The sequence below is a fragment of the Ahniella affigens genome, assembly GCF_003015185.1.
In the GTDB taxonomy this organism is placed as follows: Bacteria; Pseudomonadota; Gammaproteobacteria; order Xanthomonadales; family Ahniellaceae; genus Ahniella; species Ahniella affigens.
In genome coordinates, this window is sequence record NZ_CP027860.1 from 1342172 (window position 1) to 1355451 (window position 13280).

12 protein-coding genes are annotated in these 13280 nt (G+C 60.8%); 3 read left to right on the top strand and 9 right to left on the bottom strand.

Annotation, left to right across the window (positions count from 1 at the left end; genetic code table 11):
- Positions 1 to 119 precede the first annotated feature (119 nt).
- Positions 120 to 965 carry a symmetrical bis(5'-nucleosyl)-tetraphosphatase gene (locus C7S18_RS05000; RefSeq protein WP_106890526.1) on the bottom strand — a complete coding sequence of 282 codons (846 nt, stop codon included), beginning with the start codon at positions 963 to 965 and terminating at the stop codon, positions 120 to 122.
- On the bottom strand, positions 965 to 1345 hold the full coding sequence (gene apaG, locus C7S18_RS05005) for a Co2+/Mg2+ efflux protein ApaG (protein ID WP_106890527.1): 381 nt from the start codon (positions 1343 to 1345) through the stop codon (positions 965 to 967). Before apaG ends, C7S18_RS05000 begins: the two co-directional genes overlap by 1 nt.
- Positions 1346 to 1468: 123 nt before the next feature.
- On the opposite strand from apaG, the gene C7S18_RS05010 reads away from it, so the two are divergent.
- A complete protein-coding gene (locus C7S18_RS05010; RefSeq protein ID WP_106893920.1) occupies positions 1469 to 1888 on the top strand; it encodes an MAPEG family protein in 420 nt (139 codons plus the stop codon).
- Positions 1889 to 1893: 5 nt separating this feature from the next.
- On the opposite strand, the gene C7S18_RS05015 is transcribed toward C7S18_RS05010, so the two are convergent.
- The 7 genes from C7S18_RS05015 to C7S18_RS05045 form a co-directional block, all read right to left on the bottom strand.
- The gene (locus C7S18_RS05015) at positions 1894 to 3261 is read right to left on the bottom strand and encodes a glutamate--cysteine ligase (RefSeq protein WP_106893921.1); all 1368 of its coding nucleotides are present in this window, start codon (positions 3259 to 3261) and stop codon (positions 1894 to 1896) included.
- A gap of 208 nt (positions 3262 to 3469) precedes the next feature.
- Entirely contained in the window at positions 3470 to 4048 is a 579-nt protein-coding gene (locus C7S18_RS05020; RefSeq protein ID WP_106890528.1) for an LOG family protein, read from the bottom strand.
- Between the two features lie 9 nt (positions 4049 to 4057).
- On the bottom strand, positions 4058 to 5020 hold the full coding sequence (gene epmA, locus C7S18_RS05025) for an EF-P lysine aminoacylase EpmA (protein ID WP_106890529.1): 963 nt from the start codon (positions 5018 to 5020) through the stop codon (positions 4058 to 4060).
- Positions 5017 to 7119 carry an NAD-dependent DNA ligase LigA gene (ligA, locus tag C7S18_RS05030; RefSeq protein ID WP_206207976.1) on the bottom strand — a complete coding sequence of 701 codons (2103 nt, stop codon included), beginning with the start codon at positions 7117 to 7119 and terminating at the stop codon, positions 5017 to 5019. Before ligA ends, epmA begins: the two co-directional genes overlap by 4 nt.
- Before the next feature lie 159 nt (positions 7120 to 7278).
- Complete coding sequence (locus C7S18_RS05035; protein WP_146151771.1) at positions 7279 to 7923, bottom strand: site-2 protease family protein; 645 nt, start codon at positions 7921 to 7923, stop codon at positions 7279 to 7281.
- An 8-nt stretch (positions 7924 to 7931) separates the two neighbouring features.
- Positions 7932 to 8384, bottom strand: coding sequence for a DUF192 domain-containing protein (locus C7S18_RS05040; RefSeq protein WP_240623981.1), 453 nt, complete (start codon positions 8382 to 8384; stop codon positions 7932 to 7934).
- Complete coding sequence (locus C7S18_RS05045) at positions 8381 to 8767, bottom strand: PilZ domain-containing protein (RefSeq protein ID WP_170113119.1); 387 nt, start codon at positions 8765 to 8767, stop codon at positions 8381 to 8383. The genes C7S18_RS05040 and C7S18_RS05045 overlap by 4 nt, the downstream gene beginning before the upstream one ends.
- 369 nt (positions 8768 to 9136) lie before the next feature.
- Between C7S18_RS05045 and C7S18_RS05055 the strand changes: the two genes are divergently transcribed.
- Positions 9137 to 11641 carry a serine/threonine-protein kinase gene (locus C7S18_RS05055; RefSeq protein ID WP_106890535.1) on the top strand — a complete coding sequence of 835 codons (2505 nt, stop codon included), beginning with the start codon at positions 9137 to 9139 and terminating at the stop codon, positions 11639 to 11641.
- Positions 11638 to 13272, top strand: a complete 1635-nt coding sequence (locus C7S18_RS05060; protein ID WP_106890536.1) for a M28 family metallopeptidase — start codon at positions 11638 to 11640, stop codon at positions 13270 to 13272. The genes C7S18_RS05055 and C7S18_RS05060 overlap by 4 nt, the downstream gene beginning before the upstream one ends.
- Positions 13273 to 13280: the final 8 nt, after the last annotated feature.

Below are 13280 nucleotides of genomic sequence, written 5' to 3' on the forward strand. Positions count from 1 at the left end.
GCAAGATTGATTCTGGCCTGAAGGCCCTCCTACAAATGGCTAGATGGGGCCTTGCGGCAAGGTCGATTCGGGCCTGAACGCCCTCCGACATCAAGCGACATGCCTCAGCCCGAGGCGCCTTACTCGCCGCCTTTCACCATCTGTGCCCGGGCATCACAAGGCACTTGAAATACCTGCGGTTCCGGGCCCAGCTTCAAGGCGGTTAACTTGCCGCCCCACACCGCACCGGTGTCAATGCTGTAGATGCCGAGGCCCTGGAACAAACCCAGTGCCGACCAATGCCCACATACCACCGGTAGCTCGCGCTTCTTGCCGCCGGGGACTTCGAACCACGGATAAAAGCCGCTTTTCTGCGTGCCAGGTTCGGCCTTGAAATCGAATCCAATCCGGCCTTGCACATCGCAGAACCGCATGCGGGTCATGACGTTGATGATCGCCCGTAGACGCTCGACGCCAGTCAACTGTTTCGACCAAGCTGCCGGCTTGTTGCCAAACATCCGCTTCATCAGGTTGCGATACTGATCGCCCCGCAGTGCCCGCTCCACTTCATGCGCGCGCGCTTCGGCCAGTTTGATGGTCCAGCGTGGTGACAACCCGGCGTGCACCATGGCAAAGCCGAGCTCTTGGTCAACATGCATCAGCGGCCGATGCCGAAGCCAATCGATCAGCACGCTGGCGTCGTCCGCGCGCAAGACCCGCCGAAGGTCGGGGTTCGCCTTATCCTGCTCGCCCACCGAGCGCGTCGAGATCGACAGCAGGCTCAAGTCGTGATTGCCAAGCACCGTGACCGAATACTGGTCCAGCGAGTGCACGAGCCGCAACGTTTCCAGGGATTGGCCGCCGCGATTGACGAGATCGCCACAAAACCAGAGCCGGTCTTGGCTCGGATCAAAGCGGATCTTGTCGAGCAGCGCGACCAGCGGGTCGTAGCAGCCCTGGAGGTCACCGATCGCATAGACCGCCATCAGTGCAACACTCTTGGCATGGACAGCACGAAGCGTTTGATCGGCGCATCAAACTGATCGCCCTCATCAGTCACCATCTGGTAGCTGCCCTCCATGGTGCCGACCGGTGCTTCGAGAATTGCGCCTGACGTGTACTCGAATGCTTCGCCGGGCATCAGCCGTGGCGTCTCGCCAACCACACCCGGGCCGCGAACTTCGTCGATCTTGCCGTTCCCATGGGTGATCAGCCAATGCCGGGACACCAGCTGTGCTGGCGCGCGGCCCTTGTTGGTGATCGTGATTGTGTAGGCAAACGCGTAACGGTTCTGCTCGGGCGTGCTCTGGTCTGGCAGGAACCGAGTATTGACGTCGATTTGGATGCTTGGACTGGGTGAATTCATCTGCCGATTGTCAGCGCCAGCGGCGCATTCGACAAGTCCTGAAGGATGGCCAATCTGACGCTGTCACCGACCCGCCCCAAACGGCTATTGTCAGAAGACGCCTCAGATTCATGGGAACGACTGATGAATGCCAAACTGATCTTCTGGCCGCTGCTCATCCAAATCTGGATTACATTCTGCGCCTACGTTCTGCTGGCGCGTCGAAAATCGGCTGCGCTGCGGCTCGGGCAGGTCGATCTCCAGCGGCGGGCCTTGCATGAAGACGCGTGGCCCGATGCCGTGGTGCAAGTCAACAATCACATTCGAAACAGCTTTGAGCTACCGACGCTGTTCTACGCGCTGGTACTCAGCCTGTACGCGCTTGCTGCAGTCGATCGGTTCGCGCTCGCCTTGGCGGGCATCTTTGTGGTGACCCGGCTCGCGCATGCGTATGTGCATCTGGGCCGCAACATCGTAGCGATCCGGCGCCCGCTGTTCATGGCAGGCGCAATCACGCTGCTTGCGATGTCCGGCTTGGTGGTACGCGCACTACTGCAACCGTGAAGGCATCAGTAGGCATACTCGGCGAACACCGGGTCCACCCGGCCTTGCCACGCGCCATGGAATAGGCTCAGTTTGCGCTCGGCCGGCGTTTCGTTGGCCAGGGCGATTTCGATCAGCGGTTCCAGGAACATCGTTTCGTCCACGCCGCGGCTGTTGAGGCGTGCCCGCGCTTTGAGACCCTGACCCGCAATCTTCAGTGCCTCCAGCGCCAACTCGCGCACCGTGCCATGTCGGAATGGCAATTTAAGACCGTATTTCGGCACGCCATTGCGCAGTGCCTCCCGTTCTTCCAGGCTGAAATCCTTGACCAGATCCCAGGCGGCATCCAACGCGCTTTGGTCGTACAAGAGACCCACCCAGAAGGCCGGCAGGGCACAGAGGCGATTCCAAGGGCCGCCATCAGCACCCCGCATTTCGAGGTACTTCTTGAGGCGGACCTCGGGAAAGGCGGTCGTCAGGTGGTCGGCAAAATCCGTCAGCAGCGGCTTTTCGCCCGGCAGGATCGACAGCTTGCCTGCCATGAAGTCGCGGAACGACAGGCCGGAGGCATCCAGGTACTGGCCGTTCCGGTAGACAAAGTACATTGGTACGTCGAGCAAGTAGTCGACATAGCGTTCAAAGCTGAACCCCGATTCGAACACGAAGCCCAACATGCCGGTGCGATCCGGGTCGGTGTCGCTCCACACTTGGGATCGGAAGCTCAGGTAGCCATTCGGTTTGCCATCGGTGAACGGCGAGTCGGCAAACAGCGCGGTGGCAATCGGCTGCAATGCCAACGAGACCCGGAACTTCTGCACCATGTCGGCTTCGGATTCGAAGTCGAGGTTGGTCTGGACCGTGCACGTGCGGGTCATCATGTCGAGCCCGAGGTTCCCGCGCTTCGGCATATAGTCGCGCATGATCTTGTAGCGACCCTTCGGCATCCAGGGCATTTCAGCGCGGGTCCATTTGGGTTGAAAGCCCATGCCCAGAAAGCCAACGTTCAATTCATCGGCGACACTTCGAACCTCGCGCAGATGACTATCGACTTCGCAACACGTCTGGTGGATCGTTTCCAGTGGTGCGCCCGAAAGCTCAAGCTGACCCGCGGGCTCCAGCGACACCGACGCCATATCGCGCAGCAACGCAATCGTGTTGCCGCGATCGTCGAGTTTCTGCCAACCAAAGCGCTCGGCCAGGGTGTTCAGCAACACGCCGATGCCACGCGGACCTTCGTAGGTTGGTGGGCGCAGATCATCCAGCTGAAAGCCGAATTTCTCGTGCTCAGTGCCAATCCGCCACGCTGATTTGGGTTTGTTGCCCGAGGCGAGATAGTCGACCAACTGCGCCTTGTTTTCGATCGGCTGCGCGGATGACTGCGTTGGATTCGACATGATCAGGACCTCGATGAACGGATACGACTTGCCATGATGACAGGCTCCGGATTGGGCGAGCGATTGGCAAACGAGAAGAACGCCAGACATGGTGGCAATCGACACGAAAACAAGTGCAGCTCGCCGCCCTGGCGGAATTGGCCAGATAACTGACGTCCCGCTACCAACCCACTGCGGCTCAGCAGACCGACTAGGGCGGCCAAAACTTTCAACGTACCGCCGCGAAACTGCGCGCATCGCGCGGCCACGCCGGCGTGCGCGCGATCTCGGCCAGTACCTGATCTGGGCGATCGACGATTGACCACATTGCCGCATGCGCGTGGCCCATCATCTTTTCGGCAATGCTGTGCTCCAGGAACTGCATCAAACCCGTGTAGAAACCGAGCGTATTGACGAACACAATCGGATTGAAATAGAGCCCCAGGCGTTTCATCGTGATGGCCTCGAACACTTCCTCGAACGTGCCGCAACCACCGGGCAGAGTCACCACGGCATCAGAGTTCGTCAGCAGCAAATGCTTGCGTTCACGCATGTCTTCGACGACTTCCAAAGAGGCGAGGCCCGGATGCTGCCATTCGACTACGGTCATGAAGCGCGGAATGATGCCGATTACGTCGCCACCTTTGCTTAGTGCGCCGTCAGCAACGGCACCCATCGATCCGACCCCGCCGCCGCCATACACCAGCGTGTGCCCGCCTTCGGCCAAGAACTGACCGAGTTCGTAGGCGGCTCGATGGTAGGCCGGGTCGCAACTCGCGCTGGACGAGCAATAGACGCAAATCCGCATACGGGTTCCTCAGGCCTGAGCAAAGGGGAATGCTAGCAAGTTTCGAATGTCCGTCTCGCCAAGCATGGCGAGTAGCAGCCGGTCCATGCCCATGGCCACGCCCGCGCAGTCCGGCAGGCCCGGCAAAGCCGCAAGCAGGTACTGATCGACCGGCGGCAGTGGCTGTTGCCGCGACGCACGCGTGGCGTGATCGCGAGCAAAGCGCTCGGCCTGCTCGGTGGCATCCTTGAGTTCGTGGTAGCCGTTTGCGAGTTCCACGCCGCCCAGCATCAACTCAAAGCGCTCGGCGACCGTCGTGGTTCCATCGATACTCTGGTCCGTGCGCAGGCGCGCCAGCGCACATTGGCTCGCCGGATAGTCGTACACCAACTGCAACAAGTCGCCATCGACCTGGATGCTCAAGCGATGCGTGATCAGCAAGTCGAGCCAGTCATCGCGATTCAGACCGTCCGCATTGATTTGGATATCGCCAAGCGCCGCTTGCAAAACGGCGATCGGTGCGGTCATCGGATCGATATTCAGCGACTGCCAGAACCAATCCCGATAGCTGACCCGTTCTACGCGTGCGTGTCGACCGACCAGCCCGAGGGCCAACTGCACGAGGTCGATGACCTCTTCGGCGAGTTGCCGGTGATCGATGCCCAGGCGATACCACTCCAGCATCGTGAACTCAGGGTTATGCCGGCTGCCAGCTTCGCCGTTGCGAAACACGCGGCCCAACTCGTAGCAGTCGGGTGCTCCGGCGGCGAGCAAGCGCTTCAACGGAAACTCCGGCGACGTGCGGAGCCAGCGCGCCGCCGGACCGGCATCACGATGGCCCGTGAACGTGGTGACAAAACTGTCGATATTTGGATCGGTATTGCCCGCCCGCGACAGAATCGGCGTCTCCACTTCCAATACCCCGCGCTCGGCAAAGAACTGCCGAACGCCGTGGTAGAGCGCCGCCCGAGTTTTGAGCGCGTGCAGATTCATGCCGACTCGTGTGCGTTAAGCAATGCAATCAGGCCGGCTTCATCGAGTACTTGAATGCCCAGTTCCTCGGCCTTTGCGAGCTTCGAACCGGCTTCAGCACCAGCGACGACAAAACTGGTCTTCTTGGAAACCGATCCAGAGATCTTGGCCCCCAGCGCTTCCAGACGCGCGCCGGCGTCGTCGCGGGTAAAGCCTTGCAGACTGCCCGTCAGCACCACCGTCTTGCCACTCAGCGGGCCGCCTCCAGCGCTCGCTTGGCCTTCTGGGAATCGCACACCAGCGGCACGGAGATCCGCGATCAGCTGGCGGTTTTCGGCCTGTGCCGTCCAGTCCGCGATTCGCTTGGCGACAACCGGCCCGACATCGGGAATGGCCTGGAGTCGATCCAGATCAGCGCCCAAAAGATTGTCGACCGAGCCCAAGTGCTGATACAGCGTTTTGGCTGTGGATTCACCCACGTCGCGAATACCGAGCGCGTACAAGAGGCGCGGCAAACTGCTGTTGCGACTCTTGTCGATGGCGGCGAGCAGGTTGTCGGCCCAGCGCGTTGTCGGCTTCTTGCGCGGGTCTGGGACGATGCCATCGCGGGCGTCCTGGAGCCGCTTCAGTTCGAGGAGATCATCGAGCGTCAGGCGATACAGATCGGCCATCGATCGCAATGCTTGTGCGTTGGTACCCGTTTGCAGAAAGGGCAGTCGCAGAAAGGGCAGAGTCACCATGTCGGCAATGGTTTCGTCGCCCAAACCTTCGATATCCATCGCACGACGGCCGGCAAAGTGTCGCAATGCCTCGCGAAGTTGGGCCGGACATGCTGCCGGGCCATTACTGCATCGAATGACGGCCTGTTCGGCCTCCCGGACTACCGGTGCGCCGCAAACCGGGCAGGTTTCGGGCATCAGGAACGGTTGCGTGTCAGCCGGGCGTTGTTCCAACACCACGCCCACCACTTCGGGAATGACATCGCCAGCACGGCGGACAATGACCGTGTCGCCAATGCGCACATCTTTGCGACGGATCTCGTTCTCGTTGTGCAACGTGGCGTTCGTCACCGTCACGCCCGCTACGCGCACGGGCTTGAGGCGGGCCACGGGCGTCAGAGCGCCCGTACGGCCTACTTGCACATCAATGCCCTCGACCGTGGTCATTTCTTCGAGTGCCGGAAACTTGTGTGCAATCGCCCAGCGCGGCGCCCGCGAGACATAGCCCATCTGCTCCTGCTGGTCGCGCTGGTCGAGTTTGTAGACCACACCATCGATGTCGTAGGGCAGTTTCTCGCGCTTGCCGCCAATGCGGCTGAAGTAGGCCAGCAGTCCGTCCTCACCGACTGCACGATCAACCTCCGGACTGACTGGCAAACCAAACGTGCGGAGCGCCTGGAGCATGTCGGAATGCCGCTCGGGCACCGCCCAGCCGGAGACCGCGCCAAGTCCGTACGCATAAAACGACAACGGCCGTTGTGCAGTCATCCGCGGGTCTTTTTGGCGTAGCGAACCGGCGGCACCATTGCGGGGGTTCGCCAGTGTGGGATCGCCGCGCGACAAGGCCTGCTCGTTGTACGCATCAAAGTCGGCCTTCTTCATGAACACTTCGCCACGCACATCGAGCACCGCCGGCAAATGCGTGCCACGCAGTTCCAGCGGGATGGCCCGGATCGTACGCAGATTCGCCGTAACGTCCTCGCCCGTGCTGCCATCGCCACGCGTGGCACCGCGTACGAACCGCCCGTGTTCATAGCGAAGGCTGATGGCGAGTCCATCAAGCTTGGGCTCGACCGAAAACTCGGGCTGTTCCAGACTCAATGTGTCGCGAATCCGGCGCACAAAGTCAGCCACATCTTCGGCACTGAACGCATTGCCGAGCGACAGCATGGGCACGTCGTGCTGAACTGGCGCAAAGGTGCCCGAAGCCTCGCCGCCGACCCGCTGACTTGGCGAGTTGGCGTCTGCAAATTCAGGGTGCGCTGCTTCTAATGCGCTGAGCTCCCGCATCAGTCGGTCGTACTCGGCATCCGGGATGCTGGGCGCATCCAGCACGTAATAGCGATAGTTGGCGTCGGCGAGCTGTGCACGCAGCGACTTGATGTGTTGTTCTGGCGTCATGATGTAAGCAATCACCATCGTGGGAATGTTGGTGGGCGTGCTGTCCGTGGTCTACAGGTAGGTCATGGCGCAGCCGCTGGCAGAGGGGCGTTGCACCAGATGCCGAGCTTGGCCGGTGGCTGTCTCAGCGTTTGCGATCTGAGTAGTCGGCAGCGCGAATCACTTCCAGAACGTAAACTGATCATAGCCAATCCCGATCAGCCAGCCGGGGATACCAAACAAGCTAGTCAACAGGTAAACCAAGCCAAACAAGATGCGGGCTGTCGGCCCGAATAGCGTGATGCCGAGCAGGATCAGAATGCCGTACGCGGCGAACTGGTCCATCTTCGCGCGCAGCGCGGGCGGCAGGTACGGTGAGATCGCGCCATAACCATCGAGGCCCGGAATTGGCAGCAGATTGATCAGTATCGCGCTTGCTTGCAACAGCCCCAGGAAGGCCAGAGCAGGCGCGATCGGATGACTGGCGACACCCGGGACCTTGAAGGCCAGAGCGAGCACCGCGAGGAGGATCAGATTGGCCGCCGGACCCGCCAGCGACACCGCCGATTCCCATTCGCGACTTCGGAGTCGATGCCGCTCGATATAGACGGCCGCACCGGGCAACCCGATGCCGCCCATGATCAGAATCAGAACCGGAAACAGAACTGAGTTCACCGGATGCAGGTAGTTCATCGGATTCAGGCTGAGGTAGCCCTTGTCGCGCACTGTATGGTCGCCGCCGCGATAGGCGACGGCGGCATGGGCGAATTCGTGGAGACAGACCGAGAAGATCCACAGAAACAGGACAAACAGAAACGTCATCACAGGCGTGCTCAATCCTCAGACTTGATGCCGGGCGGGATCGCCAGAACGTCGCCAGCTCGGAGATCGAGTCGTTTGCCAACGCCTGCATTCAGTTCGAGCACATACTTCGCCGGCCCATCGCTCGGATAGCTGGGACACCGATCACCGCCTGCGCACGTGGGCACGTTAAATTGGCCACTGACGAATCGGGCGTCTGCGTCAAAGTAGAGGATGTCGAGTGGGATCTTGGTGTTCTTCATCCAGAACGACCGTGGTGACTCATTCGGGAAGACGAACAGCATGCCATGATCGTCGGCCATGCTCGTGCGAAACATCAGGCCGTGCGCCCGGTCCGCATCATTGAGCGCGAGTTCGACCGAATACGCCTGACCCTTCAGTGTCACCGTCGGGAGGTTGGCGCAGCCGCTGACTAGCGCCAGCAGCATTGCAATCATCGGAAGTTTGAGTCCGGGGCGCGTCATGGGCTTGGCTCCGCGGCGGGTGCTTCGGTGTCGGCCACTTGCATCATCGCGTGTGCACGGAGGGTCTGAAAGCGTTCGATCAGTTGCGTCAGGCAAGCGAAATCGCGCGGCGGCATGTCCATGAATTCCACACCAATGGTGTCGGGATTGGTCCGAACCAGCATGACCTCGGCCGCGAACGGCGCCTGTTCAGGCAACACGAGGTTCATCTTGAACCGACTGCCGTCCGGGGCGCCGAATCCAATCGGTTTTTGCATTTTCAGGCCGTTGATCGACAAGTCGATCAAGCTGCCGCGAACGCGTTGCCCGTTGATTTCGACCTCACCTTCACCAACTGTGTCGAATCGGGGCTCCTGCCGCCGATCGTCAAAAAACTCTGCCATGGTTGCCTCCTGGGCCATGGATGCTATCAGGCGACGGCTACGGCTCAATGCGCGAGGGCGCTCAATTGTGGGTGCACCGGGAGCCAGTCACGGTCGCTCCGGTCGAATCCGATGCGCCCATGCGCGATCCTGGCCAGGAAGGCCAGAAAATCAATCGGTTGGCACGGGTCGAATTCCCGCGCATTCGGGACAATTCGTGCTTCTTTTCGGGAAAGGGCAATAGATTCAACAGCTTGGTTAACGAAGCCAGGCCGTTTCTGCATGCGCCCCCGCCCTGAATAGGGGTCTTCCAGTTAAAGCACTTGATGGTAATCTCGCTGCAAGTCCGCGATTTGAGCGGCATTTCCTGTTGGCAGACCAGATTCCGGCGTGATCGAAATTCCAGGCTACCGAGTAATTAAGCAGCTGGGCCGTGGCGGCATGGCGACGGTGTACCTCGCCTTGCAGGAATCCGTGGACCGGGAGGTGGCTCTCAAAGTCATGTCGCCGGCCCTGATGGTCGACCCGAATTTTGGCGAGCGGTTCCTTCGGGAAGCGCGCATTGCGGCGAAGCTGCATCATCGTCATGTGGTGGGCGTCCATGATGTCGGCAAGCACAATGACATTCACTACATCGCCATGGAGTACCTGCCCGGCGGCTCGCTTCGGATCGAAGACAAGAAGCCGCTGGAGGCAACCTTTGTGCTCCGCATTGTCCGCGAGATCGCCACGGCGCTCGGCTATGCGCACAGCAAAGGGTTCGTGCATCGCGATGTCAAACCGGACAATATCCTGCTGGCCGATGACGGCTCCGCGGCGCTGACTGACTTCGGCATTGCGCGCGCCAGCGACTCGGCCACGCGCATGACCCGCACCGGCTCAGTGATTGGCACGCCTTACTACATGAGCCCGGAGCAGGCCCGTGGTCGTCCCTTGGACGGTCGGGCCGATCTTTACTCGTTGGGAGTAGTGCTGTACGAAATGCTGACGGGCGGCGTGCCGTATCTGGCTGATGACCCGTTGGCCATTGGCATCATGCATATCACGGAGCCCGTGCCACGCCTGCCGCCAATCCTGCAGCCGCTGCAAGGCTTGCTGGATCGGATGATGGCCAAGCTGCCCGAGGAGCGCTTCCAATCAGGCGAAGAGATCGCCGAGATCATTCGCGAGATTGAACTCGATATCGCCGAAGGGCAATTCCCGCAGATTGCGGTGCCGAGCGACAACTATCGGCGCAAAGTGCTGGCTGAGCATTCCCGCACGCAACGACTGCAGGGCGCTGTTGCGACGCCAGCGCCTGACAACCGTAACATGCGTTCGGAGCCGTCGCTCGGTCGCGTTGATGAGGTAATGACCGCCGACCGTCGGTCGCGCGGCCAGCAGCCCGTGGCCCGGGCGGTTCCGGATCGCGGTGGTCGGCCACTGTGGCCGTTGGTCTTGGTAGTCGGTGTCGTGCTGCTCGGAATCGTGGCGATTCTGTTTCGCGAGCCGCTCGGCGCATTGCTGTCGCCCGGCGACGTCGCCGAGAATCTGGCCAAGGCCGATGCGGCCATTTTGGCAAACCGGCTTTATGAAGGTGAGGACAACGCGCTGAGTCTCTTTCAACGGGTCGTAGCCGTTGATCCCGACAATTCCAAAGCGAAGGAAGGCATTCGCAATGTCGCGACCGCCATGTTGCAGCGGGCCAATGACCGAATCAGCGCAGGCGATTTCATCGTCGCGCGGAAGCTCTTGGTGCAGGCGAAAGAACTGCTTGGCGGTGGCGTTGAGATCGAACAGCTCGAATCGCATCTGAACGAAAAGGAAGCTGCGGCTCAGAACATCGAACAACTGATGGTGCGTGCGCAGGCCGCGTTGGTCGAGAAGCGTCTGACGGGGGTCGACGGTGCGCTTGATCTGTTCAGCCGAATCAGCGAAGCCGATGCCGCGAACATGGATGCCGTCAAAGGCATGAAAGAGGCCTTGAACGCAGTCGCCAATGAGGCCGAAGCAGCGATCGAACAGAAAGATTATTCGAAGGCCTCCCAACTTGCCGACGAGATTGTTCGGTTTAGCCCGAATTATGCGAGCCTGGCCGATCTTCGCGCACGCATCTCGAATGGCCAGTCGGACGTCTTTGAGTCGCTTGAATCGGACCTTCGTCAAGCCGAGCAGTTGATCGCCGAACGCGCCTTCTACCAGCCTGCCAACAACAATGCGCTGTCGCTGCTGCGTTCGGTTCTGACGCGCGACCCTGGCAATCTGCGTGCCAAGAATGACATTGCCAAGATCGCGACCGAGTTGCTGAAAGACGCACGCGCGTTTCTCGACAAGGGCGATGTGGACGGTGCCAAGCGGTTGATGCAGAAGGCCGAGGAACTTGGCGCGACGGGAACCGAGCTGAAAAAGTTGAAGTCGGATCTACGCGAATCGGTTGAACGGATCGAGATTCAGTCCAAACAGAAAGTGCTGACGATCAGCGAGATGCAAGACATCGATCGCTTGCTTGCCGATGCCGAGCGCCTGACCAACTCGGGCAACCTCATCGAGCCAGTCGCTGAGAATGCCAACGACAAGCTGCGGCGTGTCCTCGCGATCGATCGCAACAACGCCAAGGCCAAAGCAGCGCTGGCGGCTTTGCCAGCCAAGGCCAAAGTGCTGTTCGAGCAGGCGCTAGCCGGCGAGCGCCTGAACGCCGCCTACAGCTACCTCGACACAGTGCTGTATCTGGCATCGTCTGACCCAACCGGGCCGGATATGCGAACGCGCCTGGCGGTGGCTTATGTGGAGCAGGCCCGGACCAAGATGGCCGAAGGCCAGCGCGAAGCTGCCCGCGCGGCGTATGAGCGCGCGAAGAATCTTGAGCCCGACGTGCCCGGCATGGCAGAGCTGGCCACCCAGTTCGCCGGCCAATGACCGTGCGGCATCGGTTCTGGGTAGTCTGCCTGCTGGTGCTTGCGGTATCGGCTTGCCAGGACGATGTGCCAACAGCGCGCGTTGCGTCCGTCGCCGAACGTGCAGTCGAAGCGGATGTCCGCTTTTTGGCTGACGATCTGCTGGAGGGGCGGGATACTGGCAGCCGTGGTCACGAAATTGCTTCGCGTTATGTGGCTGCGCAGTTTCAGGCCATGGGGTTGGTGCCTGCCGGAGATGACGGAACCTACTTTCAGCGGCTTGATCTGTTACAAGCGGTCCGCGTCCGTGAGCAATCGCGATTCGAACTGGTCGCGCCGGGCAACAAGAAGCGGCGCCTGAAGTTTCAAGATGACTATCTGCCTGGGTTGACATTCGAACAGGCGGCGATCGAATTGACGGCGCCGATGGTGTTTGTGGGGCAGGCGGTGCAGGCGCCCGAACTGGAGTACGATGATTTCGCTGGCGTCGATGTGCACGGCAAGATTGCGGTCTCGTTCGGTAACGCGCCGGCGTCGTTTCCTGGCGATGAGCGCGCTTACTACGCGTCTACATTGACCAAAGCCGAGACTCTGGTGCGGCTTGGCGCGGTGGGCTGGATTCAATTGTCCGATCCAGCCGATGAGGAACGACGCCCTTGGGCCCGCGGCGCGGCAAATTGGCAGCAGCCCAGCATGCGTCTGGTTGAGCCCGATGGCAATGTGCTCGATACGTTTCCGGAACTGAAAGTGCGGGCCTCGGTCAGCCCCGCTGCAAGCGCCTTGCTGTTTGGTGAGGCCGAGCGTAGTTGGACCGACGTGTTGGAGAGCCACCAACGCGGCGAGAACCGCGCGATGGACCTGAATTTGCGCGTGACCCTTGCCAGTCGGCAGGTACTGACCCGGCTGAGCAGCCACAACGTCGTGGCGCGTCTGCCTGGTTCTGGGCCGTTGGCTGATCAGCATGTGGCGCTGACCTCGCATCTGGATCACATTGGTATCGGTGCCGAAATTGCCGGCGATTCGCTGTACAACGGCGCGCAGGATAACGCGGTGGGGATTGCGATCCTACTCGAGACGGCGCGTCAGGCCGCGAGCTTGCCCACGCTTCGGCGCTCGTTGGTGTTTGTTGCCACCACGGGCGAAGAAAAGGGATTGCTCGGCGCGCATCAGTTTGCGCGGCATCCAACCGTGGGCCGGGTGATTGCGAATCTGAACATGGACATGCCGGTTCTGCTCGTGCCAACCAAGGACGTGACGCCGATCGGGCTTGAGCACACCAGTCTGGCGAGCGCCGTAAAGCAAGCGGCGAAAGAGCAGGGCGTCGTTCTATCGCCCGACCCTGCGCCCGACGAAAACACGTTTGTACGTTCGGATCAGTATGCGTTCATCCGGCGTGGGATTCCTTCGGTTTATGTCGATGGTGGATACGTCGCAGTCGACCCAAAGCACGATGCCAAAGCGCTACAGCAGGAGTTTCTGCGCACGCACTATCACCAACCGTCCGACGACCTGCGTTTGCCGGTGGTGTGGTCGGATGCAGCGCGCATGGCGCGGTTGAATGCCCGCATCGTCGAGTTGGTCGCTAACAATCCGGTCAATCCGCGGTGGAAGGACGGCGACTTTTTCGGGCGTCGGTTTGGCGGCGGGCGCTGAGCCATGAT

What these genes read in the sequence shown, in the direction of transcription:
- C7S18_RS05000 (WP_106890526.1), bottom strand. Translation starts at nt 965, where the DNA reads ATGGCGGTCTATGCGATCGGTGACCTCCAGGGCTGCTACGACCCGCTG.
- apaG (WP_106890527.1), bottom strand. Translation starts at nt 1,345, where the DNA reads ATGAATTCACCCAGTCCAAGCATCCAAATCGACGTCAATACTCGGTTC.
- C7S18_RS05010 (WP_106893920.1), top strand. Translation starts at nt 1,469, where the DNA reads ATGAATGCCAAACTGATCTTCTGGCCGCTGCTCATCCAAATCTGGATT.
- C7S18_RS05015 (WP_106893921.1), bottom strand. Translation starts at nt 3,261, where the DNA reads ATGTCGAATCCAACGCAGTCATCCGCGCAGCCGATCGAAAACAAGGCG.
- C7S18_RS05020 (WP_106890528.1), bottom strand. Translation starts at nt 4,048, where the DNA reads ATGCGGATTTGCGTCTATTGCTCGTCCAGCGCGAGTTGCGACCCGGCC.
- epmA (WP_106890529.1), bottom strand. Translation starts at nt 5,020, where the DNA reads ATGAATCTGCACGCGCTCAAAACTCGGGCGGCGCTCTACCACGGCGTT.
- ligA (WP_206207976.1), bottom strand. Translation starts at nt 7,119, where the DNA reads ATGACGCCAGAACAACACATCAAGTCGCTGCGTGCACAGCTCGCCGAC.
- C7S18_RS05040 (WP_240623981.1), bottom strand. Translation starts at nt 8,384, where the DNA reads ATGACGCGCCCCGGACTCAAACTTCCGATGATTGCAATGCTGCTGGCG.
- C7S18_RS05045 (WP_170113119.1), bottom strand. Translation starts at nt 8,767, where the DNA reads ATGGCAGAGTTTTTTGACGATCGGCGGCAGGAGCCCCGATTCGACACA.
- C7S18_RS05060 (WP_106890536.1), top strand. Translation starts at nt 11,638, where the DNA reads ATGACCGTGCGGCATCGGTTCTGGGTAGTCTGCCTGCTGGTGCTTGCG.